Below are 24,847 nucleotides of genomic sequence, written 5' to 3' on the forward strand. Positions count from 1 at the left end.
TGTAGATTCTTTGCGGCCCGACTGTACCTCGCAGGCGGCATGGTCTAAACCGCTGCTGATCTTTTTACACCCGATGGACGACAAGGGCCTCTCCGATGACCGATCCCAAAACGCTAGCAGCCCGTTTCCCCGGCGACTTCCTCTTCGGCGTCGCGACTGCCTCGTTCCAGATCGAAGGCTCCACCAGGGCGGATGGCCGCAAGCCCTCCATCTGGGACGCCTTCTGCAACATGCCGGGCCATGTCTTCGAGCGTCACAATGGCGATGTCGCCTGCGATCATTACAATCGCTGGGAACAGGATCTCGATCTCATCAAGGACATGGGTGTCGAGGCCTATCGTTTCTCCATCGCCTGGCCGCGCATCATTCCCGATGGTTTCGGGCCGATCAACGAGAAGGGTCTGGATTTTTATGATCGCCTCGTTGACGGCTGCAAGGCGCGCGGCATCAAGACCTATGCGACGCTTTACCATTGGGACCTGCCGCTGACCCTGATGGGCGACGGCGGCTGGGCCTCGCGCTCCACGGCGCACGCCTTCCAGCGTTACGCCAAGACCGTCATGGCCCGCCTCGGCGACCGGCTGGATGCGGTGGCGACCTTCAACGAACCCTGGTGCGCGGTGTGGCTCAGCCATCTCTACGGCATTCATGCGCCGGGCGAGCGCAACATGGAGGCGGCCCTTGCCGCCATGCACCACATCAACCTCGCCCACGGTTTCGGTGTGGAGGCATCCCGCCATGTCGCGCCGAAGGTGCCGGCGGGACTGGTGCTCAACGCCCATTCCGTCATCCCGGCTTCCGATAGCGAAGCCGATCTCAAGGCGGCCGAACGGGCCTTCCAGTTCCACAACGGCGCGTTTTTCGATCCTGTCTTCAAGGGCGAATATCCGGCCGAGATGATGGAAGCGCTGGGCGACCGTATGCCTGTGGTGGAGGCGGAAGACCTTGCCATCATCAGCCAGAAGCTCGACTGGTGGGGCCTGAATTATTACACGCCGATGCGCGTTGCCGACGATGCGGCGCCGGGCGCGGAGTTCCCCGCGACCACACCGGCCCCCGCCGTCAGTGATGTGAAGACCGATATCGGCTGGGAGGTTTACGCGCCGGCGCTCAAGTCGCTGGTGGAGACGCTTTACAAGCGTTACGACCTGCCGGAATGCTACATCACCGAAAACGGCGCCTGCTACAATATGGGCGTTGAAAACGGTGAGGTGAATGACCAGCCGCGTCTCGATTATTATGCCGAACACCTCGGCGTCGTCGCCGATCTCATCCGCGACGGTTACCCGATGCGCGGTTATTTCGCCTGGAGCCTGATGGATAATTTCGAATGGGCCGAGGGCTATCGCATGCGTTTCGGCCTCGTGCATGTGGATTATGACACGCAGGTGCGCACGCTGAAGAACAGCGGCAAGTGGTACAGCGCGCTGGCCTCCGGTTTTCCGAAGGGCAACCATGGCGTGACGAAGGGGTGAGACCTCTCCACCGTCATCCTCGGGACAAGCTCGAGGATGACGTCGAGAAGATGCTACGAGGGCAGGCCAGAAAGTTCTCTCCCCTTATTATCAGTTTTCCAAACTTTTTTACCGGTTACCGCGCGGTGCCTGCTTGCACGCGCCGTCCCGTCTCCTATGTCAGACGGGCTACGACGGCGTAGCGCCCGTTTCTGCCGGTCAAGGGGCAGGGCGGGCTGGTTCTCCCAGGGAAAACGAACATGCTAATCGAAAAACTCAACTGGCGTTACGCCACCAAGAAAATGGATCCTTCCAAGGCCGTGTCTGAAGACAAGGTTGAACGGATCGTGGAAGCGGCGCGGCTTGCGCCCACCTCCAGCGGCCTGCAGCCCTTCGAAGTGATCGTTGTTACCGATCCTGAAGTGCGCGCAAAGATCCGTGAGATCGCCTGGAACCAGGCGCAGGTCACCGATGGCTCGCACCTGCTGGTCTTTGCAGCATGGGACAATTACACCGAAGAGCGGATCAACCACATGTTCGATCTGGTCAATGAAGAACGCGGCATCAAGAATGAAGGCTGGGAAGCCTATCGCCAGATGCTGCTCTCCACCTATCCGCAGCGCGAGCAGCAGGTGAATTTCGAACACGCCGCCCGTCAGGCCTATATCGGCTTCGGCATGGCCGTGGCGCAGGCCGCTTTCGAGGGTGTGGATTCCACCCCGATGGAAGGCTTCGATCCCGCGAAGCTCGATGAAATCCTCGGCCTGCGTGAAAAGGGTCTGCGCTCCGTCACCATTCTGCCGCTCGGCTACCGTGAACCGGAAGGCGACTGGCTGGTGAACCTGAAAAAGGTCCGCCGCCCGCTCGAGGAATTCACCAGCCGCGTGTGATTTTCATATCGTCGTGAAATCTTGACTGCCGCAGGGCCGCACACGCGGCTTTGCGGTAGATTTTTCCTCTCTTTTCAGATAATTGAAAAAACATCCCTGTTAAAAGGTGGCGTGTGCAGGCAAGTATGCGCCATCGAATTGCCGATCCCCGGCATTTCTGAGTGAAAGCCTGACGAAATGACCCGGAAAATCAGCTGTCATCGAATGTGCCCGAAGGCTGCATGAAGAGAGCGGTTCAGCACCGCAACAGGATTTTTTGAGACCCGATCCGTCACGCATTCCCAGAGTTCACAATGAGTTTTCCATCCAGTGCGGCATCGCCCGCGCGTTCAGAACAGGCGGTCCCGGAAGGGGCGGCAAAGGAGCCGATGGTCACGTTTGAAGGCGTGACCAAGACCTTTGGCGGCACGGGCGGCAAGCCCGGCTTCGCAGCCCTTGCCGGTATCGATTACATCGTGCCGAAAGGCTCCATCACCGGCATCATCGGCCGCTCGGGTGCGGGCAAGTCCACGCTGATCCGCCTCGCCAACGGCCTTGAAAAGCCCTCGACCGGCCGTGTGGTCGTTGATGGCGTCGATGTCGCGGCGCTCGATGAAAAGAGCCTGCGCACGCTGCGCCGTTCCGTCGGCATGATCTTCCAGCACTTCAACCTTTTGTCGTCGCGTACCGCTTTCGACAATGTGGCGCTGCCGCTCGAAATCGCCGGCATGGGCAAAAGGGAGATCGAAACCCGCGTTGCGCCGCTGCTCGATCTCGTCGGGCTTTCGGACAAGGCCAGTCGCTATCCGGCGGAACTCTCCGGCGGCCAGAAGCAGCGTGTCGGCATTGCCCGTGCGCTCGCCACCCAGCCGAAGCTGCTCCTCTCCGACGAGGCGACATCGGCGCTCGATCCGGAAACGACTCAATCCATTCTTGAGCTTCTGAAGCGCATCAATGCTGAACTCGGCCTCACCGTGCTGCTCATCACCCACGAGATGGAGGTGGTGAAGACCATCGCCTCGCAGGTGGCCGTCATCGACAGGGGCCTGATCGTCGAGGAAGGCACGACCTTCGATATTTTCACCGCGCCGAAACACGAGACGACCCGCAGCCTGCTGTCGTCCTCGGTCGGCGTGAAGCTGCCGCACTGGGTTACCTCAGGGCTGAAGCCTGAAGCCACGGAAGGCGATCGTGTTCTGGTTCGTCTGGTGTTCTTCGGCGAAACGGCTTTCCAGCCGCTCACGGCCCGACTGGTTGCCGAAATCGGCCCCGACGTGAACATCCTTGCAGGCACCATCGAGGAAATTTCCGACCAGCCCTTCGGTTCGCTCGTCGTCTCCTACCCGGCCTCGACTGAGGTCACTGCCCGCGCCAGCCGCTTTTATGCTGAGACCGGTCTTCACACGGAGGTGCTCGGTTATGTCGCCTGATATGCTGTTCAACCTTCTCTCCAAGGGCCTGTGGCAGACGCTGCACATGGTCGCGGTCGCCGGCATCGTCGGCTCGCTGATCGGCGTGCCCATGGGCGTTTTCCTTGCCACCAGCGGCAAGGGCGAACTGTTTCCCGCGCCGATGACCAACCGCATCCTCGGCCTCATCGTGAATGCGGCGCGCTCCACACCCTTCATCATTCTTGTCGTGGCGATCATTCCCTTCACCCGCCTCGTTGCCGGTACGTCGATCGGCACCAGCGCCGCCATCGTGCCGCTCACCGTCGCAACCGTGCCGTTCATCGCAAGGCTGGTGGAAGCGGCGATCCGCGAGGTGGACAAGGGTCTCATCGAGGCCGCCCGCGCCATGGGCGCCACCCCGCTGCAGATCGTCACCAAGGTACTACTGGCGGAGGCCAAGCCCGGTATCACGCTGGCGCTCACGCTCACGCTGGTCAGCCTCATCGGTTATTCGGCCATGGTCGGCGCAGTCGGCGGCGGCGGGCTGGGCGACCTCGGCATCCGCTATGGTTACCAGCGCTTCATGCCCGACGTGATGCTGGCGGTGGTTCTGGTGCTGATCGTGCTGGTGCAGCTGGTGCAGAGCGCCGGCGACAGGCTGGCGCGCAGCTTCGACAAGCGGACCCGCAAGAATTAACTGCGTTTATAATAACAACCCAAGGAGACACCCATGAAGAAACTCATCCTCGCGGCTTCGCTCGCCGCTCTCTTCACCGCCGGTCAGGCGCTGGCCGAGACCATCAAGATCGGCGTCACCCCCGCCGAGCACGCGCAGATCATGGAGCAGGTGAAGAAGATCGCGGCCGCCAAGGGCCTCGATATCGATATCATCGAATTCTCCGACTATGTCGTGCCGAACCAGGCGCTGGCCGATGGTGAGCTGCAGGCCAACTCCTTCCAGCACCAGCCTTACCTCGACAACCAGATCGCTGACCGCAAATTCGATCTCGTCAGCGTCGGCACCACCATCACCACGCCGATGGGCGTCTATTCGAAAAAGGTGAAGAGCCTTGACGAGCTGAAGGACGGCGCAACCGTCGGCATTCCAAACGACCCGACCAATGGCGGCCGCGCGCTGCTGGTGCTTGCTTCCAAGGGTGTCCTCAAGGTCAAGGAAGAAGCCGGCCTGAAGGTAACGCCTGCCGATATCACCGAAAACCCGAAGAACATCCAGATCGTCGAACTTGACGCCGCCCAGCTGCCGCGCTCGCTTGATGACACCGACGCTTCGGTCATCAACACCAACTATGCGACGGCAGCCGGCCTGAACCCGAAGAAGGACGCCATCGCCGTCGAAAGCGAAAAGTCCCCTTACGCGAATGTCATCGCCGTTCGTGCGCAGGACAAGGACAAGCCCTGGGTGAAGACGCTGGTGGAATCCTACCAGAGCCCGGAAGTGAAGGCCTTCATTCTGGAAAAGTACAACGGCACGGTCATCCCGTCCTGGTAAGCCGCTCCGGCACTGTAAAAAATGACGACCTCTCCCGTTCGCGGGGGAGGTTTTTTGTTTCCGGGCGGGCGCAAATCCGCGTTCCATGAAAAACCCGGAGCATTTCAGGGAAGAATTTTTCAGAGTCGCTGCCGGACTGTCGTTTTATACCCGTGTTTTTTTGGGGCGGGGCCGCGATGCGGTTTAACGGCTTCTGAATGTTTCCTTCGGAAGATGATGCTTTCGAAGGGGATTTTATGCGGATTGCGCCGCGCAACATTGGGGACTATTTGCCGGTCGGGCGCAGAACCGCCGTGGGTGTTGTATTGTCCACCTTCGCGCTGGTGCTTCTCATCGTCACCGCTCTGGTCCTGTCCGCCCTCAGCCAGGTCCGCGAAAAGGCGAATTTGCTCGACAATGCCCGTTCGCGCGAGACGACGGCGGGTGCTCTCGTCACCTTTCGCGAACAGCTCGGCGCAACGCTGAATGACTACGCCGCCTGGGATGATGCCGCCGAATATGTCTACGCCCCTGATCGTTTTGACTGGGTGGCGAGCAATTACGGCGAGATGACGGTCAATAACGATCTTTTCGATACTGCCGTGATCATCGACGAGGATGACAAGGTTCGCATGGCCTATCAGAATGGCAAGCCGGCGACATGGAGGCCAGACGTCTATTTCGCCGGCGGCCTTAAGGAAATGATCGATCGCGTGCGGTCCATGCGTCCCGGCATCACCTCGCAGGTCACGGGTTTCGTCAAAACCGGCGATGGCATCGCCGCAGCCGGTGTTGCGCTCGTGCGGCTGAAATCCGGAGCGCTGCCGCCGGTCGATGCGGAGCGGCGTTATCTGGTTTTTGCCCGTCACTTCAAACAGGCGACGGTGGACAAGCTTGCCCGCAACTACGTCATCGAGGGGCTGGAACTGCAATATGGCGACGGACCTGCCGCCAACCATGTGGATATCGTCAATCCCTTAGGCGAGGTGCTGGCGCGGCTCGTCTGGCGCTCGCACCTGCCGGGGGATGTCAGCTTTCATGAGGCGCGGCCTGTGGTCTTCACCGCGCTTGGCATTGCCGGCACGTTTTTCCTCGTGCTGCTCATCATCGGTTCGGCCACGCTGGACCGGCTGAAAGCGGATGAGGCGGCAGCGCGGGAGGAAGCGCTGCGCGACCGGTTGAGCGGGCTCAGCAACCGCGCGGGTCTCTTTGCGAAACTGAACCGCATGGTCGACAACGGCCGCCACGACAAGACGGATATCAAGCTTCTCTATCTCGATCTCGACGGCTTCAAGGAAATCAACGATTCCTACGGCCATGCCGCCGGTGACCGGCTGATCAAGGGGGTGGCGGCGGCGCTCAGGGTGCTGGTGCCGGAGGGCGCTGTTCTGGCGCGGCTTGGCGGCGACGAATTCGCCATTGCCATCCAGGGCAATGACGTCTGGTCTGAAGGCCGAAAACTGTGTCTGGCGCTTCTCGAACTCTTTACCGAGCCTTTCAGCATCGGTGAAAGGGTGGCGAGCATCGGCTGCAGCATCGGCACCTCGGTTTCCCGCGCCGGCGATATCAATGGCGAGGAATTGCTGCGGCGTGCCGATATGGCCATGTATCAGGCCAAGGAAAACGGACGCGGGCGTTATGTTTCCTATGAACTGAAGATGGATGCGCTGCGCGAGGAAAAGCTGCAGCTTGAAGCCGATCTGCGCTCCGCCATCCTGAACGACGAAATACAGGTGGTCTATCAGCCGGTCGTCAGCGCCGCCACGCGCTGCATCACCGGGGTGGAGGCGCTGGCCCGCTGGCAGAGGCCGGGATATGGTTTCGTGCCGCCGGATATCTTCATTGCGGCTGCCGAAACCAGCGGCCTGATCGACCGGCTCGGCCTTCTCGTCCTGCACAAGGCCTGCGAAACGGCGCGGCAATGGCCGTCCATCAAGCTGTCGGTGAATATCTCTCCCGTACAGTTCCGCAATCCGGCCTTCTCCGGCCATATCGCCGATATTCTTGACGCGACGCAGACACCGCCCGAAAGGCTGCGGCTGGAAATGACGGAAGGTTATTTCATCCAGCATCCGGAGCGGGCAAGTTCGGCGATCGACAAGCTGAAACAGCTTGGCCTGCATATTGCACTCGACGATTTTGGCGCCGGCTTCGCCAGTGTCGGGTATCTGCGCCGCTTCGGTTTCGACCGGATGAAGATCGACCGTTCGCTGATCATGGCGCTCGATAAGGGCGGCCGGTCGCTGGAAATGCTGCAGGCCACCGTGGCGCTGGCGAAGTCGCTCGATATTCCGGTGACGGCCGAAGGCGTGGAGACGGAAGAGCAGGCGGCCATCCTGCATCTGTGCGGCTGTGATGAATTGCAGGGTTACCTGTTCTCAAGGCCGGTCGCAGCCGAGGAGATTACCGTCATGCTGGATGGGCAGGATGCACCGCTCTTTGCGTTGCGGGCAGGGGCGTGAGGCTGATTACTTCCACCCATTCTTGATCACCTGAAGGTGCGGCCCATTTCTTCTCCCCCCGGGGAGAAGGTGGCCCGAAGGGTCGGATGAGGGGGCCACGCTGCCGGATTTCGGAGAGCTTTCCCCCTCATCCCGCTGCCGCGGACTTCTTCCCGGCGGGGAGAAGAAACGAGCGGCACCCGCTCGATCCAAATGCAGTCCGCTAGCCGACCCGGCTTACCGCCCCAGATGCTGTTCGCCGCGCTTCTTTGCCAGTTCGATCTGCTGCTGCCGGTCGCGGAACCGCTGGCGGTCCTCGTCGCTGCGCTCGTCGTAACAGCTCGGGCAGGATACGCCTTCCTCGAATTTGGGAGACAGGCGCACTTCCGGCGTAATCGGGTTGCGGCAGGCGTGGCAGAGTTGATGGTCGCCTTCGGCAAGGCCGTGGACAACGGAGACGCGCTCGTCGAACACGAAGCAGGCGCCTTCCCACAGGCTCTCTTCTTGCGGCACCTCTTCCAGATATTTCAGGATGCCGCCCTTGAGGTGATAGACCTCGTCGAACCCCTGTTCCTTCATGAAGGCGGTGGCCTTTTCGCAGCGAATGCCGCCGGTGCAATACATGGCGATCTTCGGCTTGTTGTGCAGGCCGGGATTGTTCTTCACCCAGTCGGGAAATTCGCGGAAGGTCTTTGTCTTCGGATCGACCGCGCCCTTAAAGACGCCGATGGCGGTCTCGTAATCGTTGCGGGTATCGATGACGATGGTGTCCGGGTCGGAGATCAACTCGTTCCAGTCGCGCGGGTCGACATAGGTGCCGACGATGCGGTTCGGATCGATATCAGGCACGCCCATGGTGACGATCTCTTTCTTGAGCTTCACCTTCAGCCGCACGAAAGGCATGTGCGAAGCGCGGCTTTCCTTGTGCTCCAGCGCGGCAAATTCCGGCTGGGCGCGCAGGAAGGAAAGCACGGCGTGAATGCCCGCATCCGGCCCGGCAATCGTGCCGTTGATGCCTTCGGCGGCAAGCAGCAGCGTGCCCTTGACGCCGTTCTTCTGGCAGAGCTCGAACAACGGCTCGCGCAGGCTCTCAAACCGCGGCAGGCGGGCGAAATGATAAAGCGCGGCCACAAGGAAATCACCAGAGGTTTCCGGGCGGGGGAGAATGGTCGTGTCGGTCATGGGCGCTGAAATACAGCGACGGCGGCCGCAAAGCAATATTTATCAGCGGGTCCGGGTATTTTGAAAATCGTCAAATATCTGACGGAGTGGGGCAAATGGGAGGCGCTTCATGCCTCAAATCCCGACATTGGCGAAAGCGCAAGACCTGTCTTCCGTCATCCTTGGGCCTGTCCCAAGGATCCAATCACGTCGCGCAAAATCGAAACGTTGCAGATCCTCGGGACAAGCCCGAGGATGACGCCGAGCCCGGCGGGACGTTTTCACGCCGTCTCCAGCCTATTTGGCCGCCCGCCGCCACAGCAGGCCGACGATGCGGCTTTCGGTGCGGGCGGATTCGGAAAAGACCTCGCCTGCCAGCGCAAGGCCTTCCGCGCGCAGCGCCTGCTGCCGCTGGATGATGGCGTCAAGCAGCAGGGCCAGCCGCTCGCCATTGCCGAACCGGTCCGGCTCGCGGTCGGCGACGGCGGCGAGAACCGAAAGATCGTGCTCGTGGCCAAGAATATCCACCAGCCGCTTGGTATCGGCCCGCTTGGCGCGCATGGCGGAAGGCCAGAGGCGGCGCATCAGGCCGAGATGCATCCAGTAGGCCTGCCCCGCCTTGCGCAATTCGTGGAAATGTTCGACGTCGGCCTGCTCGTGGCAATCGGTGAGCGCCTTGCGCGCCCTTTTTCGCTGTTTCGCCCAGGCGGTTCTTATCAGCCGGGCGGTGTCTTTCAACTCATCCGGCAGCGACAGCGCTTCGAGCTTCCTGCGCGCTTCCCGGCAGCCAGCGATGGCGGCGGCAATGGCCTCGTCGAGACCCGCTTCATGTTCTATGGCGTCGTCGCGGCGTGTGCGCAGCATCGCGGTGATCGATCGCAACGCTTCGCCCTGCGCGTCCGAGCGCGCGAAGGCATCGAGATATTCCGCCGTCTCCACCAGCGCTGTCGCATCCCGCGCAAAGGCGAGGGAGCGGGCGATATCGCGAATACGGGCATTTTCCTCGCGGCCGAAATCCGGCGCCGCCTCGCGGATGAGGCGGTAGAGGGCGCGCAGCCGCTTGAAGCGTTTGCGGGCGTCGTGCACCGCCTCGTGCGATCCCGATGGCTGATCGCGCAGGATCGTGATCGCATCGTCGATCAGTTCCAGCCCGGCGCGACGGATTTCGTCGTCGAAGGGCTTTTTCGGATCAATTCTGAAGGGCATCCGACAGGTCTCCGTTCGGACAGTCCATGGCGAGCGACTGGTTGGAGAAACGCTTGTCTCCGGTTACTTCCCGGCCCAGCCATGACGGCAGAGCGGGATCGGCATTCTCGTCATTCATTTCCACTTCCGCCACGATCAGCCCGTGATATTTCCCTTCGAAAACATCCACCTCCCAGGTGAAGCCGCCGTGATCGACGGTGTGGCGGGTTTTCTCGATCACCACGCCCGGCGCGCTTGCCATCAGCTCTTCGGCATCCTTGAGGGGTATGGAATATTCATATTCGTCGCGGACAAGCGCGCTTGCGCCGATCTTGATGGTCAGGGTCGCGTCACGCTGGTCGACGATCCTCACCCGAACCGAACGGTCTTCCACCGAGGCGACATATGCCTGCCGGAAAGCCATGCTATGCGTTACCTCATTACGCCATTCACCGCCTGCAACCAGAAACTTCCGTTCAATTTCCTTGGCCATGCTGTCTCCGCGAACTGGTGCTGCAGATTATCGCACTATGACATTATGATGAAGCGAATTGATTGAAGTATCTGGATAAAAATGCGGCTGGCGCGCCTCGACATGAAAGCCGAGGCAGGCTAATTCGTAGACGGAATTTCAATCGTTTCAAACGCGCAAGGAGGCTCATCTTGGCCCAGGACTCCGAAAAACTGCTCTCCATCCTCAAGCTCCAGCCGGTCGTGCCGGTGCTGATCGTGGATGACGCCGCTTCCGCCGTGCATTTGGCGCGCGCTTTGGTCGCAGGCGGCCTGAAGGCGATCGAGATCACCATGCGCACGCCGGCGGCGCTCGACGCCATCCGCGCGGTTGCAGCGGAAGTGGAGGGCGCCAATGTCGGCGCAGGCACCATTCTCAACGCGAAGGATTTCGAAGCGGCGGCCGAAGCCGGCTCCACCTTCATCGTCAGCCCCGGCATCAATAAAAGCGTGCTGGAAGCCGCGCGCGGTTCCAAGGTGCCGCTGCTTCCGGGTGCGGCCACAGCCAGCGAAGTCATGGCGCTGCGCGACGAGGGTTATAAAGTGCTGAAGTTCTTCCCGGCCGAACAGGCTGGCGGCGCACCTTACCTCAAGGCGCTGTCTTCACCGCTCGCCGGCACCATGTTCTGCCCGACCGGCAGCGTGTCGCTCAAGAACGCCAATGATTATCTCTCCCTGCCGAACGTCGTCTGCGTCGGCGGTTCCTGGGTTGCCCCGCGCGAACTGGTGGCGACCGGTGACTGGGCGGGCATCACCAAGCTTGCCGCCGAAGCCGCCGCACTGCGCGCCTGATTTGCGTCCCGTCAAACCCGTTCACGAAGGCGTGAGCGGGTTTGACATTTGTATTCGGCCCACGACTTCCTATTTCCCCTGTAGATTTGACCTTTACAGGAGATTTTGATGTTCGACGCCAAGAAGCTTCTTGAACAATTCCTCGGCTCTCAGGTGCCGGGCCTTTCGGGAAGCGTCCGTGACAGAGCCGGGCAGGCCGCCGATATCGCCAAAAACAATCCCCTGAAGGCCGGTGCGCTCGCCGCCGCCATCTTAGGCACCAAGACCGGCCGCAAGCTCGCCGGCAATGTCGCCACCATCGGCGGTGTGGCTGCGATCGCCGGCCTCGGTTATCTCGCCTACAAGAATTACAAGTCCGGCCAGGCCCCGGAAGCCGCGCCGAAACCCGAGCCGGAGCTTCTCGCCCCGCCCGCCGATTCCGCCTTTCACCCGCAATCGCCGGCCCTTTCAAATGATTTCGCGCTGAAACTCATCCAGGCGATGATCGCCGCCGCGAAGGCCGATGGTCATATCGATGAGAAGGAGCGCGCCAATATCATGGACAAGGTGCAGGTCTCCGGCATCGATGATGAAGCCGAGCGGTTCCTCGAAAAGGAACTGGCCGATCCGCTCGACATCGACGCGCTGGTGGCCGCCGCCCGCACGGAAGAGCAGAAGGTTGAGCTTTACACCGCCTCGCGCCTTGCCATTGAGGCCGATACGCGGGCGGAGCGGGGGTATCTCGACCTGCTTGCCGGCCGGCTTGGGTTGCCGGATGCGCTGGTGGACCATATCGAAGCGACGGTGGTGGCGGCGAAGGTCTAGGTCGGAGTTTGGGGCTCACCCCCCTCTGCCCTGCCGGGCATCTCCCCCTCAAGGGGGGAGATCGACAAGCGGTTATGTTCCGCCTGTCTCAACATTTGCAAATGAAGTGGTGGTAGTGCCTCCTGCCGATCTCCCCCCCCTTGAGGGGGAGATGCCCGGCAGGGCAGAGGGGGGTGAACCACAGCCGCCGAGACCACCGCATCCCACCCCACATGCACTGTTGTCATCCCGCCCCGCTTGCCCTAATCCTTCTCCCAGCAAATGGGGAAGAGAATGCGCGATCTGAGTGATTTTAAGGGATGTCCGCCGCCGCAGCCGGTGGTGTTGAAGGGCCGCTACGTCACGGCCGAGCCGTTTGATCGTGAAAAACATCTCGCAAAGCTCTGGTCAGCCCTTGGCGGCGAGGGCACCAATGCGCTTCTCAAATATTTCCCGCAAAACGCCTTCCCTGATGCCGACGCCTTTGGCGACTGGCTGATCAGCGCTGGCGAGAGGCTCAACTGGGTTACGCTGGTCTTCGTTGAAAACACGACCGGCGATATCGTCGGCATGGCGAGCTATATGCGGCCTGATCCGGCCAATGGCGTGGTCGAGGTGGGCTCCGTCGCCCATGGCGCGAAGATGAAGCGCTCGCCTCTTGCCACCGAAGCGCATTACCTGATGGCGAAACATGTTTTCGAGGATCTGGGGTATCGCCGTTACGAGTGGAAATGCCACAATGAAAACGAACCCTCCAAGATCACGGCGAAGCGTTATGGCTTCACCTTCGAGGGCGTCTTCCGCCAGCACATGATCTCGAAGGGGCAAAATCGCGATACGGCGTGGTTTTCGATGATCGACGGCGAATGGCCGCTGATCGGCAAGGCCTTCGAAGCGTGGCTGTCGCCTGACAATTTTGCAGCCGACGGGGTGCAGAAGCGCAAGCTTGAGGATATTCGCGCGGAGCTTGCCAATGCCTGAAACGCCGACATCAGGGAAAAAGGACAGGTCGCCGGCCATTGCCGCCGCCCTTATCATCGTCGGTTTTGGGCTCGTGTTCTTCGTCATGCCGAAGATCATGCTGTGGCTGGGCGATTATTCGCCCTGGCTCGCCGCCGCCTTCGGCGCGGTTGCCGTGCTGTGTTTCTTCCTGCTGTTCTGGCTGCGCGCCCGTTACCAGCGCCGCCGCGATGATCAGAACTGAAGCGAAGCGCCGAGCAGCAGCAGCCCCATGATCAGCACGAAAAGCGCGCCGGCGATTTCGATCGCATGGCTGACGCCGGCCGCCTTGCGGCTGCCGGGGCCGGCGAAACGCACGGCGAGCCCTTTGGCCGAGACGGCCATGATGGCGAGGGCCGACACTGTTATGGCGGTGCCGAGCGACATGGCGAGCACGGAGAGCACGCCGCCGAGATAAAGCCCGTTGAGAAGCGCAAAGCTCATGACGATGATCGCGCCCGAGCATGGCCGGAGGCCGACCGCGATGATGGCTGACCATGCTTCATGCAGGCTGAAGTTCTTGCCCTTCAACAGCATGGGGTCCGGCGCATGGGACTTTCCGCAGGCGTTGCAGAGATCACCCGTGCCGTTATGCTCATGATCTGCGAAAACCGGCTTGCCCTGAAAGCGCAGCCCGGTGCCCATGCCGGTGGTTCTGCCGGCCGTGGCTTCACCTGCTGCAGCAAAAACGGCGACCGGCTCGCGCCGGATACGCAGCGACCAGAGCTTTCGCACCAGCAGCCAGGCGCCGAACAGCGCCACCATCGCGAAGCTGGCGATCTCCATCGCCTGCGTCGCCTTGGTCATGGTGATGGAGGTGCCGCGCAGCACCAGCCAGGCGGCGCCTACAAGGCCAATGGCCATCAAACCCTGAATGAGCGCCGAAACGAAAGAAATGAGAATGCCGCGTTTCAGCTGCGTTTCATTGGCGATCATGTAGGACGAAATGACCGCCTTGCCGTGGCCGGGGCCGGCGGCATGGAAAACGCCATAAGCAAAGGAAAGGCCGATCAGCGAACCGAGCGCCCAGCTGTCCTCGCGCATGGCCTTCAACGCGCCGGTCAGCGCCCGGTAAAACATCTGCTGGTGCACGTTGATCCATTGCATCAGCGGCGCAAACGGGCCGCCGACGTAAAAGGAAGGCTCGGCCGAACCGATGCCGAGCGGCGACTGCGCATGGGCGACACCGGCCACGGCGATGAGGCCGATGGCGACGGCGGCAAGGTGTGCCCGGCTCCTCAGCATGAGACCTCCAGCCGAGTGGCGAAGAGCTTGGTCATGTCGGTGCCGGTCGGATCGTTGAAAAAGGCGTCGGTCAGCGAACTCTGGTTCTGCGAGATCACCTCGTCGGGATCGGGGCGGATGATATGATGCTTGCAGGCGTTCAGATCCTTGCCCTGCGTCGCGATATCGCTGTCCTTGGCGAAATCGATCGCCGTGTACATGGTTGGATCCCAGGCGCCGAAGCTGAGCTTGCCCTTGACAGCGAGCGGCTTGGTCGGCTTCACGGAGAAGAACATCAGAATCTGCTGGTCCTTGTAGTCCACGTGAATGGCGTCGGGCTTGGAAAACTCCACCGGTTTTCCATTGGCGGTGATGAAGGTGTAATAGGAATATTCGGCGAGCGATTCCAGCACCGTATTGCCGATCTCGGCCAGCTCGTCCTTGTCCAGCTTCAGATCGCTGTTCTTGTCGTAATCCATCACCACGCTTGCCGAAAACATCTCGTCAAAACGCCAGATATTGCGCACTTCCTGAACGGTGCCGTTAGGCCCCTCGACGATTTCCATCCGGGCTTCGGCAAAGATGTGCGGATGCGCAGCCGCGGCGACAGGAACGCAGGCGAGGCCGGCCGCGAGGAGCAAAAAGCGTCTGTTCATTATCCGGTCTGTCCTGCCTTCGAATCTTGAAGACCCGACTCTAGCAGAAATTGGGACCGAATTTCGACCTGATGCGTCTGATCCTTCGCGCGGGTCGCCAGGGAATTTCAGAAGGTGCCGCTGAAACGCGAGGTGATGCTGGAGCCGCTATAGGCGAGGTCGGTGTCGCGCTCACCATGCAGCAGGCGGTTGAACTCCAGCTCCAGCTTGCTGTTCTTGCCGGTATCGAAGGACAGCGTTGCGACCAGTCTTCGCTCGCTGGTATCGTAATTATAATAGATCCAGTCCTTGTGGACCCGGTTCAACGCAAGATCGAGCCCGACCTTTTCGGTGAGCCGGCTTTTCATGACGAGTTGCCAGCGACGGTGAAACTCGGCAATCGGATCATCCGGATCGAAAAGCGCATAGTCCTGCGAATAGCCGACGCCGAAGGCGATGCGCTCGGTGGCCTTCACCTCGGCTTCAGCCCGGAGATAGGGCCGGGTACGCTTTACCTTGTCGCTGATCTCATCACCGGAAATGGATGTGAAGCCCGCCTCGGCCAGAACCGCGAAGCGATCGGAGAACTTGTAGCCATAGGCCAGCGAGCCGCGCAGCGTATTGGCGGGGAAACGCTCATATTTTTCCTGTTGCCCCTCGGGCACGACGATACGGTCATAAGCAAGCGTCAGGCCCGCCTCGCCGCCGGCCAGCGGCCGCGCATGTTCGGCCTTCAGCGATAAAAGCGCCTCGTTTGCCTCCAGCCGGGTGGGCATGAAATAGGCCGGACGGAACCGCGCCTTGCCCTTCATCAGGCTGGCGAAGCTTGCCGTCAGCGTGTTCTTGCCGCCGAGCGCAAGGACGCCAAGCTGGGAAGAGGCCTCCAGCTTGTGATCGAGCTGCCGGTAACCAATGTCTTCTTCGGGCAGATGCAGGAAGATATCGCCGGCATCGCTGCGGGTGCCGCGCAGCTCGATGGCCCATTCCAGCTTTTCGGAAAACCGTTTCGTCAGTCCCAGCGCCGCGATGGTGTTGTGTTCATTGGCGAAGCGGTAACGGGGGAGGCGGACTTCCTCGTGTTCGAGCGAATAACGCAGCTCCGCACCATCAAGCACGACCTTGCCGTTGAGCCCGAAGCCGGCGCGCAGCGAAATTGCGCTCAGCCTGTTGGTGTCGGCGAAATAATTGGTGTCATAAGCAATACCGGACTTATAGGTGACATTATGCTCATCAGCCTTTTCACCCGCCCGCGCGCCGCAGGCGCAGGCAAGGCCGAGAACAAGCGCGATATATCCCCCCAGCCGCATTCGCATCTCCGGTCGCTAATTAAGCAATATCTTATATTTGGATGGTTAATAAAGTCTCCCGCACCGTTTTACTTTCGTAACTGAAACTCATGGCGTCTATGTCAAAATAGAGATGGCGGGTTCGAAAAGACGATATGTAAAATTCTATTAAAATCACCAGTATTAAAGTTAACTGTTTATTGTAATATTAGCCTTTGCTTGAATTAGAATCCTCTAAATATACAGTTCAGTTACGCCAGATGGCGTGATCAAACAAAAGAGGAGAGAGAAATGATTGCAAAGTTCGCTTGTGTAGCCGCTATTCTTACTGTCGCTTCCGTTGGTCAGGCCAATGCGGGCGGTCTTCTGGGTGGCATCCTGTCCGGCAACAGCAACAAGGGCGGCGCCCTTGTCGTCGTCTCGCCGAGCATCGATCTCGGCGTCAGCGGCATCCTGTCCAATAACGGGATTCTGAACGGCAACAAGACCGGCATCCTGAACGGCCTGCTGAACGGCAACAAGACGTCAGTCGATGTCATCGACAACAAGAATGACGGCGGCAAGAAGCGCCGGCACTAACCGAAACATGAAGCGGGATGGCGAAACCATCGGGCTTTTCTCCATCCCGCTCCAGCGAAACAGTTCGAAAATCATCAGGGATTTTCGACGCGAACGATGCGCAGCGCATAAGCCAGCAATGAACCACGAGTTGCGTGTGTTTGACGCATGGCATTTCCGGCAAGAACAAACGGCGCATCGCATGACTGGAAGGGGGCCTTGCGGCCCTCTTTTTTTGTCCGGGTCGCCGACAGGAACGACCCACACAAAAGTGCCTGAAGACCACTACTCATGATGGTTTTGTGAAGTCGTGAGAGCCCAGTTGCGGCAGAGCGGACGCCCTATGAATGTCCGCGTGAATTCCGGTTTATATTTGGTAAATATTGCAGATATTAATGGGAATACGTTCCGCGGCGGCCTTTTTGTCTAAGCTATTTACGCGATTTTAACCACGATGTTCTTCAATCTGTGGGTGCGCTAACCCCGTCATGATGCTGCGCTTCTGGTCGCGAAATACTCGCAGCCCGCAGGTGACGGGATGTTATTTTCAAGGAGCTATCGCATGTTGAAACAATCTCTTCTCGCGCTCGGCCTGCTCGGCGTTCTCTCCGGCGTGGCCGCTGCCGCCGACGCCGTCAGCGATATTCCGTCCGCACCTGTTGTCAACGACGTTGCGCCCGCCTTTTCCTGGGATGGTGTTTATCTCGGTGCGTCTGCGGGTTACGGCTGGAACCGGGTCAAGTCGACGACTTTTGGCGTCACCACGAAACATGAATTTGACGGCGGCCGTTTTTCCGGTTTCGCAGGCTATAATGCCGAAGTTGCCCCCTCCGTCATTCTTGGCGTTGAAGGCGATCTCGGTTACGCCTGGGGAGACAAGACCATTGTCACCAGCGAGGTTTCGGCAGGCCTGAACGGCTCTGCGCGCCTGCGCGCCGGTTACGCGATCGACCGCGCGCTGATCTATACCGCCGCCGGCTACACCGCGACGGACAGCGAAGTCAAAGCCCCGTTCGGTCAGGACAGCAAGGTCCTGCACGGCTGGACGGTTGGCGCGGGCGTCGACTATGCCTTCACCAACAACCTGTTCGGGCGCGTCGAATATCGTTACAACGATTTCGGCAAGGCAACCTACCATACCGGTCCGATCACTTCGACCGGTGATGTCAGCGAACACGTCGTCAAGGTTGGACTTGGCGTGAAGTTCTGACGGTTATTCCGTTTTCGACAGGGGCGGCGCAGCGTTGCGACGCCCCACACGCCTGATGCGGTGGCGCCGGCATCGATCCGGCGAAACTTGAAGGCGTTCCGCCGGAAACGAAAACGCGCATTGCCTTCCGCGCAGGCTTGAACAGCGGGCCGTTTTGATGTGATGGTGGGTTCCACTCCACTCCCGCTTGCCAGTCTCCAGTCGATTCCCATGCTACAGAAAAGCACTTCGCCGGGCGCTTTTGACCGTCAGGCCTATTTGATCGCGTTGCTGGTTTTCATCGCCGGCAGCACAAATGCGGCCATCGTGCCGTTTATCGGGTTCTACATCATCCAGGTGCTCGGCCATCCGCCGGCGACGCTTGGTCTTTACAGTGTAACGGCGGCGCTGGCCTCCATCGCTGCCAGCCGTCTTTATGGCGAGCGGGTGGATTCCGGCGTGCGGATCAGGCCGCTGCTCATGCTTTCCGTCGCAGGCGCCTTCGTGGCGGCGGCGGCCGCAAGTTTCGGGCATCTGGCGCTGCTGGTTGCGGTAACGGCGACGGGCATGGGGCTTTCCAACGCCGCCACCACCCTCGTCTTCAGTTACGGCCGTTATCATGGCCGGGTCGAGGCGCTCGATACCACCGCTTATAACGCCTTCCTCAGAATGACGGTGTCGCTGGCCTGGATGCTGCTGCCGGCTGCAGCTTTCCTGATCGTTGATCTCGCCGGCGCAAAAGCCGTCTTCGTGAATGCCATGCTGATGGCGGCCATCTGGGGGGCGCTTGCGTTTGCCATCGTGCCGCGTGGGCAGACCTGCCCGATGGAGCGGCGGGATGAGGGCGGAGCCGATGCGGGGCGCAACCTGCCGCTGCTGATGGCGGCGACGGCCAGTTTCTGCATGTCTTTCGCCCATGCTCTCTGCGCCTCGGCCCTGCCGGTATTTCTGGTGCGTGAGGTGGGCCTGCCGGACTATGCGCCGGGCCTGTCGCTCAGCGTCAAATGCGCCATGGAAGTCCTGCTTATCCTGCTCGCGCCGAGGATCATGCGCCGGATCAGCGCGCGGCTGCTTCTGAGCATCGCGGCGGTGACGGCGATCGTTGCTTTCAACATCATCGCTTCGGTCACGACCCTGCCGGCCATGCTGGTGGGGGCTGCCATGGAAGGTTCCTATTACGGCCTTTTCGCCGGCACATCTCTCACCTTCGTGCAGGGCTTTGCCCGCGGGCGCACGGCGCGGGCGACGGCGCTCTACATGAATTCGATCTTCCTTGCAGCACTTTTTGCGGTGCCGCTGATGGGGTTCGTGTCGCAATATGCAAGCTTCGGCACCTCGATCCGGCTTGCTTCGGTCGGTGCGGGTGCTGCGCTGCTGCTCTTGTTTCTGACGCGGCGGCAGGTGGCGGATTAGGGTGTTCGGGCGGGGGTAGGGAGGATTTCATCTGGCCTTGCGGCCCGATCATCCCTCATTCCTGTGCTTGTCACAGGAATCCAGTCAGCCCAAGTCCTTGGGCTGAAAAAAGAGGTCTCTCGCCGCGCAGACGCGCGTCAGCTGGATTCCTGTGACAAGCACAGGAATGAGGGGCAGGGTGTTGGCCCTCACGCCGAAATATCGATGATCCCGCAATCGCCCGCTTCCGAGGCGAAGGCGAGCAGCTTGCCGGTGGCGCTCCAGTCCATGGCTGTAATGGCGCCCTTGCCGGGGCGGCGAAGCAGGGCTTCCTTGCCGTCGGCCAGGCGCACACCAAGAATCATACCGTCGATGAAGCCGATGGCGAGCACGTCTTCCACGGGGTGGAAGGCGACATTGGTGACCATGATGTTGGCGCGGCTGCCGAGTTCTTCCGGAGCCTTGCCCATCGGGCCGTCCTTGCCGGCAAATGGCCAGACAATGGCGGCGGGCGCACCTGATGAGGCGAGCCATTTGCCCTTTGCCGACCAGGAAATGGATTTCACCTTGGCGGGATAACCGGTCATGCGCATGTGGCGGGCTTCCATGCCGCCCTTGGTCGCTTCCATCTTCCAGCCATGCAGGGCGTTTTCCTGCATGGTGGTGACGAGGAACTTGCCATCGGGCGAGAAGGTGACGCCGGTATGCGCGCCCTTCCATTCCAGATCGACCGGATCTCCCGCGCTTGCCACCCAATGCAGCGTCACGCCGTTATAACGGGCCACCGCAATGCGCAGGCCCTTGGGCGCAAAGGCGATGGCCTCCACCGTGCGCTCTTCCTTGAATTCCTTGACCGTACCGTCGGATAGCCGCACGAAGCTGGATTTGCCGACGCCATAAGCCACCGCCTTCTGCGGCCCGCCGGCAACGACGCCCACCCATTTGCGCGGCACATTGGCGAGCTCGCTGATGCTGCCATCATGGCCGATGCGCAGCACACGGCCGTCTTCGCCGCCGGAAAGCAGCGTGGCGCTGTAGGGATCGCGAATGCAGGTCAGAAGCCCGTCATGCGCCTCTGTCACCTTCTCTCCGCCATCCAGCAGGTGAATGGTGCCGGCGGCGGTGGCAAACAGGGGAATGTCGCCGAGAAAATGGGTCGAGACCACGTGGCCTTCGATATCAAGCGGGGCAACAGTCGGCATGGGGCATCGGTCTTTCGTATCTGTGTCGGATGGGGTGACGATGTCGACCCCGGCGGCAGGCATGGTTCTAAAACATTTCGGGCAAAAGCGGAACCGCTTTTACGTTCGGACGATTCGTGAAATCAAGGAGATAGAGCGATTTGTGGTAGAGGAACCACCCTACACGGCAGTTGAAAATCATTGACACTCCGGCGCTCCGGGCTCACCCCCCTCTGTCCTGCCGGACATCTCCCCCTCAAGGGGGAGATCGTTCCGTGGCGAGGTTTCGCACCTCTCGACGGTCGAGAATGAAGTGACAAGAGAGCGTCTTGCCGATCTCCCCCCTTGAGGGGGAGATGTCCGGCAGGACAGAGGGGGGTGAGCCCGGAGCGCCGGAGTGTCAATGATTTTCAACCGCCGTGTAGGGTGTCGAAGAACGCGCGTCGGGCGGATGACGGACGCAGCCGCACCCCGGCTCAGGGCCGGGGTGACGGAGGGATAAGGATCAGGCCGTCGCGAGGCAGGCGTTGAAGCTCTTTTCCAGCTTCTCGCGGTCCAGTTCGCGACCGATGAAGACGAGGCGGCTTTCGCGCTTTTCGTCTTCCTTCCACGGGCGCTGGTGGTCGCCCTCGATGATCATGTGCACGCCCTGCACCACGTAACGCTCGGCATCGCCCTTGAAGGCGATGATGCCCTTGAGGCGCAGGATGTTCGGGCCGTCGGTCTGGGTGACCTTCTGGATCCACGGGAAGAAGCGTTCGGGGTTCATCTCGCCGCCGCGCAGCGAGACCGACTGCACCGTCACGTCATGGATCGGCGAAACCGCGCCGTGGTGGTGATCGTGCCCATGGTCGTGATCGTGGTGGTGATGCCCGTGATCGTGGTCATGGTCGTGATGATGGTGATCATGATCGTGGTGGTGATGGTCGCAATCGGGGCCGCAGACGTGGTCGTCATGGCCGTGCTCGAGGAAGTGCGGATCGTTTTCCAGCGCGCGCTCCAGATTGAAGGCGCCCTGATCGAGAACACGGGCAAGATCGACACCGGACCGGGTGGTCTTGTAGATGCGCGCGGAAGGATTGATGGCGCGCACGATATCCTCGATGCGGGCCACTTCCTCAGGCGAAACGAGATCGGTCTTGTTGACGACGACGACATCGGCAAAGGCGATCTGGTCTTCAGCCTCGCGGCTGTCCTTCAGGCGCAGCGGCAGGTGCTTGGCATCGACCAGCGCCACAACGGCGTCAAGCTCGGTCTTGGCGCGCACGTCGTCATCCATGAAGAAGGTCTGGGCGACGGGAACCGGATCGGCAAGGCCTGTCGTTTCAACGATGATGCCGTCGAAACGGCCGGGGCGGCGCATCAGGCCCTCCACGACGCGGATCAAATCGCCGCGCACCGTGCAGCACACGCAGCCATTGTTCATTTCGTAGATTTCTTCATCAGACTCGACGATCAGATCGTTGTCGATGCCGATCTCGCCGAATTCATTGACGATGACAGCGTATTTCTTGCCGTGGTTCTCGGAGAGAATGCGGTTGAGAAGCGTCGTTTTGCCGGCGCCGAGATATCCCGTCAGGACGGTGACTGGAATGGGCTTGGCTATAGCTGTTTCGGTCATGGAAAACCCCGCGTGGAGAGAGGCCGTCAGGCCTCAGGAAGATGTGTCGTCGTCCATATAGGCGTGACGTCCTGGCAGTTCAAAGAGATTTTGGCCGAATTCGGCCATGGCACTCAAATTTTGTTATGAAATAACGTTATGTCAAAAGCGTGGATATCTTCAAGCAGTTCGACAAGGCCTTTTACGGCGTGGGAAATCAGCCTTTCGCCCTTTTCCGCTGTCGCGGCGGCGGCGTTTCCGGCAACGCCGTCGGGGTTCAGATCGCTCATCAGCCAGCCGAAGGCGTGTGGACCATAGGCGCGCAGATGTTTGAAGCGGCTGGCGAAATCGCTCTGGCGGGAGGGAAAGTTTGCGGCCTTCTGCATCGCCACCCGTTCGGGGTGAAGCGCCAGCATGACCGATGTCTCGATATCGCCGCCATGAATGTCGACCGCCTTGTCCTGCGGCTTCACGATATCGGCCGGCACGCCGAACCGGGTCCAGCTTGTGGCGACCGCCAGCATGCCGAAACGGGCGCGGGCCTCGGTGGCGACAATGGTCATCAGCGGTGAATTGCCGCCATGGGCGTTCAGCATCACGAATTTACGCACGCCCTTTTTATATTCCGCCTCGGCAATGCCGAGCCAGCGCTCAATCGCCTCGTCGTAACGCAAGGTCTTCGTGCCCGGCGCATTCATGTGTTCGATGGAATACCCGACCGGTTCCACCGGCAGGAAGGAGACAGGCAGATGGCGGGGCAGGGCGGCGGCGAGGCGGGCGACAATGCCTTCGGCAATCAGCGTATCGGTCTCGAAGGGCAGGTGGGGGCCGTGCTGTTCATGCGCGCCGAGCGGCAGCACGGAAATTGCACCTGTTGCGCGAAGATGAGGGTCTGTTACGTTTTCGTCGTGATAATGCGTGTATGAGTTTGGCATCTGGCAGTCCGCGCGTGTATTCGGTAAGGATTTCCAGCAACATATATCGGTTCCGCCACAGGGTAAAAGGCACTCGCATATGAGCAAGGACAAATCCGGGCATAAGGACAAAAGCGCCAAGAAGGAAAAGGGCGGCAAGAAGGTAAAGGACGCCAAAAAGAGGGATGAGAACTTCAACCCCGAGGAGCTGGCGCAATCCATTACCCAGGCCGCCCGCTCCATGCGCACGGCGCTGAGCCACAGCCTTGCCGAAAGCGGGCTTTATGCCGGGCAGGACGGCGTCATCCTGGCGCTGGCGCAGGAAGGCAGCCTGACGCCGGGCCAGATCGCGCAGAAACTCGGCGTCAAGGCGCCCACCATGACGCGCACCATCGGCCGCATGGAAGCCCAGGGTTTCGTGGAACGCAGCGGCGACGACGAGGATGGCCGCGTGACGCTGGTGAAGCTGACGGAAACGGGCCTGAAAAGCGTCGACCACATCAACACCTCGATAGCCGATTGCGGAGCGAGGGCGATTGAAGGGCTTTCGGCCAAGGATATTCGCAACGTTGTTAAACTTCTCAAGGCAATCGACGCCAATCTTCAATAATTTTGTTGAAATTTTTAAAATAACCATCTGTTTTGTGGGTATTCCTTAAACGGGTTGCGGATTTTGTTTAAATTGTTTAATTGCAATTTAAACGGAGACATCCGTCAGTGACACGCGTTTGGGGAGGAATGCCGTGGCCCAAAAGGTCAAACTGTCTACGATTGCCGAAAGCCTCGGTCTTTCGACCGCCACCATCTCTCTTGCATTGCGCGATAGCCCGCTGGTCGCTGCCGATACGCGGGACAAGATCAAGGAACAGGCGCGGGCGCTGGGTTATATCTATAACCGCCGCGCCGCCAGCCTGCGCACCTCGCGCTCCGGCATTGTCGGCGTGGTGTTCCATGATGTGATGAACCCGTTTTACGGGGAAATCCTCAAAGCCATCGAAAGCGAGCTGGATCGCAGCCGCCAGACCTTCATTCTTTCCAACCATTATGATTCGGTGGAAAAACAGCGCACCTTCATCGAGACGCTGCTGCAGCTCGGTTCCGACGGCATCATCATGTCGCCCGCCATCGGCACGCCGATCGAGGACATGACGCTGGCCGAAGAAAACGGCATGCCCGCCATTCTGGTGGCGCGCTCGATGGACGGCGTCGACATGCCGACCTATCGCGGCGATGACAGCTACGGCATTTCGCTTGCCACCAACCACCTGATCAGCCTCGGCCACCGCACCATCGCCATGGTCGGCGGCACGGACCAGACCTCGACCGGCCGTGACCGTTACCAGGGTTACGTCAATGCGCTGCGCAAGGCGGGCATCGAGGTTGATCCGAACCTGCGCATTCCCGGCCCGCGCTCCAAGCAGGGCGGGTTCGAGGCGGCGGTGCATTTCCTGTCGCTGCCGCAGAAGCCGACCGCCGCCGTGTGCTGGAACGATCTCGTCGCCATCGGTCTCATGAACGGCATTTCCCGTGCGGGTCTGGTGCCGGGTGTCGATATCTCGGTAACCGGCTACGACGATCTGGAAGAAGCCGCGATCGCCACCCCGGCGCTGACCACCGTTTCCAACGGCCAGGCCGAAGTAGGGCGCTTAGCGGCCCGCGCATTGCTCGACAGGCTGGCGGGCAGCCATGAGCCTGACGGCATTCACCTCATCAAGCCGGAAATGCGTATCCGGCAATCGACCGGGCCGGTGCGGCCGCGGGTGTGAGCCTGACCTGATGCGCAGGAGTGGTCTT

At 60.6% G+C, this 24,847-nt stretch carries 25 protein-coding genes; 15 read left to right on the top strand and 10 right to left on the bottom strand.

What is annotated here, in order from left to right:
• The first annotated feature begins 95 nt into the window (after window positions 1-95).
• The 6 genes from CFB10_RS21905 to CFB10_RS21930 all read left to right on the top strand — a co-directional run bounded on the left by CFB10_RS21905 (window position 96) and on the right by CFB10_RS21930 (window position 7,665).
• Window positions 96-1,475 carry a GH1 family beta-glucosidase gene (locus CFB10_RS21905; protein ID WP_020009084.1) on the top strand — a complete coding sequence of 460 codons (1,380 nt, stop codon included), beginning with the start codon at window positions 96-98 and terminating at the stop codon, window positions 1,473-1,475.
• 239 nt (window positions 1,476-1,714) lie between these two features.
• Complete coding sequence (locus CFB10_RS21910; protein ID WP_020009083.1) at window positions 1,715-2,344, top strand: NAD(P)H-dependent oxidoreductase; 630 nt, start codon at window positions 1,715-1,717, stop codon at window positions 2,342-2,344.
• Window positions 2,345-2,712: 368 nt separating this feature from the next.
• Window positions 2,713-3,753, top strand: a complete 1,041-nt coding sequence (locus CFB10_RS21915) for a methionine ABC transporter ATP-binding protein (protein ID WP_081629427.1) — start codon at window positions 2,713-2,715, stop codon at window positions 3,751-3,753.
• Window positions 3,743-4,411: a methionine ABC transporter permease gene (locus CFB10_RS21920; RefSeq protein WP_020009081.1), complete on the top strand. Its 669-nt coding sequence runs from the start codon at window positions 3,743-3,745 to the stop codon at window positions 4,409-4,411. Before CFB10_RS21915 ends, CFB10_RS21920 begins: the two co-directional genes overlap by 11 nt.
• Before the next feature lie 33 nt (window positions 4,412-4,444).
• Complete coding sequence (locus CFB10_RS21925; RefSeq protein WP_020009080.1) at window positions 4,445-5,224, top strand: MetQ/NlpA family ABC transporter substrate-binding protein; 780 nt, start codon at window positions 4,445-4,447, stop codon at window positions 5,222-5,224.
• Window positions 5,225-5,421: 197 nt separating this feature from the next.
• Window positions 5,422-7,665: a bifunctional diguanylate cyclase/phosphodiesterase gene (locus tag CFB10_RS21930; RefSeq protein ID WP_020009078.1), complete on the top strand. Its 2,244-nt coding sequence runs from the start codon at window positions 5,422-5,424 to the stop codon at window positions 7,663-7,665.
• 216 nt (window positions 7,666-7,881) lie between these two features.
• On the opposite strand, the gene CFB10_RS21935 is transcribed toward CFB10_RS21930, so the two are convergent.
• The 3 genes from CFB10_RS21935 to CFB10_RS21945 form a co-directional block, all read right to left on the bottom strand.
• Entirely contained in the window at window positions 7,882-8,826 is a 945-nt protein-coding gene (locus CFB10_RS21935) for a rhodanese-related sulfurtransferase (RefSeq protein ID WP_020009077.1), read from the bottom strand.
• 276 nt (window positions 8,827-9,102) lie between these two features.
• Window positions 9,103-10,011 carry a CHAD domain-containing protein gene (locus CFB10_RS21940; RefSeq protein ID WP_020009076.1) on the bottom strand — a complete coding sequence of 303 codons (909 nt, stop codon included), beginning with the start codon at window positions 10,009-10,011 and terminating at the stop codon, window positions 9,103-9,105.
• Window positions 9,995-10,483 (bottom strand): CYTH domain-containing protein, encoded by a 489-nt coding sequence (locus CFB10_RS21945; RefSeq protein WP_003505452.1) that lies wholly within the window; start codon window positions 10,481-10,483, stop codon window positions 9,995-9,997. The genes CFB10_RS21940 and CFB10_RS21945 overlap by 17 nt, the downstream gene beginning before the upstream one ends.
• 170 nt (window positions 10,484-10,653) lie before the next feature.
• Here CFB10_RS21945 and CFB10_RS21950 point away from each other — a divergent pair, with 170 nt between their 5' ends.
• The 4 genes from CFB10_RS21950 to CFB10_RS21965 all read left to right on the top strand — a co-directional run bounded on the left by CFB10_RS21950 (window position 10,654) and on the right by CFB10_RS21965 (window position 13,279).
• Window positions 10,654-11,292, top strand: a complete 639-nt coding sequence (locus tag CFB10_RS21950) for a 2-dehydro-3-deoxy-phosphogluconate aldolase (protein WP_020009075.1) — start codon at window positions 10,654-10,656, stop codon at window positions 11,290-11,292.
• Between the two features lie 108 nt (window positions 11,293-11,400).
• Window positions 11,401-12,096, top strand: a complete 696-nt coding sequence (locus CFB10_RS21955; RefSeq protein ID WP_003505454.1) for a tellurite resistance TerB family protein — start codon at window positions 11,401-11,403, stop codon at window positions 12,094-12,096.
• Window positions 12,097-12,369: 273 nt separating this feature from the next.
• Entirely contained in the window at window positions 12,370-13,056 is a 687-nt protein-coding gene (locus CFB10_RS21960) for a GNAT family N-acetyltransferase (RefSeq protein ID WP_020009074.1), read from the top strand.
• Window positions 13,049-13,279: a hypothetical protein gene (locus CFB10_RS21965; RefSeq protein WP_020009073.1), complete on the top strand. Its 231-nt coding sequence runs from the start codon at window positions 13,049-13,051 to the stop codon at window positions 13,277-13,279. The genes CFB10_RS21960 and CFB10_RS21965 overlap by 8 nt, the downstream gene beginning before the upstream one ends.
• Here the strand turns inward: CFB10_RS21965 and CFB10_RS21970 are convergent.
• The 3 genes from CFB10_RS21970 to CFB10_RS21980 all read right to left on the bottom strand — a co-directional run bounded on the left by CFB10_RS21970 (window position 13,270) and on the right by CFB10_RS21980 (window position 16,240).
• The gene (locus CFB10_RS21970; RefSeq protein WP_020009072.1) at window positions 13,270-14,319 is read right to left on the bottom strand and encodes a nickel/cobalt transporter; all 1,050 of its coding nucleotides are present in this window, start codon (window positions 14,317-14,319) and stop codon (window positions 13,270-13,272) included. The genes CFB10_RS21965 and CFB10_RS21970 overlap by 10 nt on opposite strands.
• Window positions 14,313-14,954 carry a DUF1007 family protein gene (locus CFB10_RS21975; RefSeq protein ID WP_020009071.1) on the bottom strand — a complete coding sequence of 214 codons (642 nt, stop codon included), beginning with the start codon at window positions 14,952-14,954 and terminating at the stop codon, window positions 14,313-14,315. Before CFB10_RS21975 ends, CFB10_RS21970 begins: the two co-directional genes overlap by 7 nt.
• A gap of 107 nt (window positions 14,955-15,061) precedes the next feature.
• Entirely contained in the window at window positions 15,062-16,240 is a 1,179-nt protein-coding gene (locus CFB10_RS21980; RefSeq protein ID WP_020009070.1) for a hypothetical protein, read from the bottom strand.
• 270 nt (window positions 16,241-16,510) lie between these two features.
• Here CFB10_RS21980 and CFB10_RS21985 point away from each other — a divergent pair, with 270 nt between their 5' ends.
• Window positions 16,511-16,798, top strand: coding sequence for a hypothetical protein (locus CFB10_RS21985; protein ID WP_003505460.1), 288 nt, complete (start codon window positions 16,511-16,513; stop codon window positions 16,796-16,798).
• A 74-nt stretch (window positions 16,799-16,872) separates the two neighbouring features.
• On the opposite strand, the gene CFB10_RS23870 is transcribed toward CFB10_RS21985, so the two are convergent.
• On the bottom strand, window positions 16,873-17,070 hold the full coding sequence (locus CFB10_RS23870) for a hypothetical protein (RefSeq protein ID WP_141097746.1): 198 nt from the start codon (window positions 17,068-17,070) through the stop codon (window positions 16,873-16,875).
• 269 nt (window positions 17,071-17,339) lie between these two features.
• Between CFB10_RS23870 and CFB10_RS21990 the strand changes: the two genes are divergently transcribed.
• Window positions 17,340-17,987: an outer membrane protein gene (locus tag CFB10_RS21990; protein ID WP_020009069.1), complete on the top strand. Its 648-nt coding sequence runs from the start codon at window positions 17,340-17,342 to the stop codon at window positions 17,985-17,987.
• A 210-nt stretch (window positions 17,988-18,197) separates the two neighbouring features.
• Entirely contained in the window at window positions 18,198-19,379 is a 1,182-nt protein-coding gene (locus CFB10_RS21995; RefSeq protein WP_020009068.1) for an MFS transporter, read from the top strand.
• Window positions 19,380-19,567: 188 nt separating this feature from the next.
• Here the strand turns inward: CFB10_RS21995 and CFB10_RS22005 are convergent, their stop codons facing one another.
• The 3 genes from CFB10_RS22005 to CFB10_RS22020 form a co-directional block, all read right to left on the bottom strand.
• Window positions 19,568-20,560, bottom strand: coding sequence for a WD40 repeat domain-containing protein (locus CFB10_RS22005; RefSeq protein WP_020009067.1), 993 nt, complete (start codon window positions 20,558-20,560; stop codon window positions 19,568-19,570).
• A 484-nt stretch (window positions 20,561-21,044) separates the two neighbouring features.
• A complete protein-coding gene (locus tag CFB10_RS22015) occupies window positions 21,045-22,160 on the bottom strand; it encodes a GTP-binding protein (RefSeq protein WP_020009065.1) in 1,116 nt (371 codons plus the stop codon).
• Between the two features lie 113 nt (window positions 22,161-22,273).
• Window positions 22,274-23,074, bottom strand: coding sequence for a creatininase family protein (locus CFB10_RS22020; protein ID WP_026363375.1), 801 nt, complete (start codon window positions 23,072-23,074; stop codon window positions 22,274-22,276).
• Between the two features lie 79 nt (window positions 23,075-23,153).
• Between CFB10_RS22020 and CFB10_RS22025 the strand changes: the two genes are divergently transcribed.
• Both CFB10_RS22025 and CFB10_RS22030 read left to right on the top strand, forming a co-directional pair.
• Window positions 23,154-23,663 carry a MarR family winged helix-turn-helix transcriptional regulator gene (locus tag CFB10_RS22025; protein WP_003505467.1) on the top strand — a complete coding sequence of 170 codons (510 nt, stop codon included), beginning with the start codon at window positions 23,154-23,156 and terminating at the stop codon, window positions 23,661-23,663.
• A gap of 133 nt (window positions 23,664-23,796) precedes the next feature.
• Window positions 23,797-24,819 (top strand): LacI family DNA-binding transcriptional regulator, encoded by a 1,023-nt coding sequence (locus CFB10_RS22030; RefSeq protein WP_003505469.1) that lies wholly within the window; start codon window positions 23,797-23,799, stop codon window positions 24,817-24,819.
• The last annotated feature ends 28 nt before the right edge of the window (window positions 24,820-24,847 follow it).

It is taken from the genome of Agrobacterium sp. 719_389, from assembly GCF_900188475.1.
In the GTDB taxonomy this organism is placed as follows: domain Bacteria; phylum Pseudomonadota; class Alphaproteobacteria; order Rhizobiales; family Rhizobiaceae; genus Agrobacterium; species Agrobacterium radiobacter.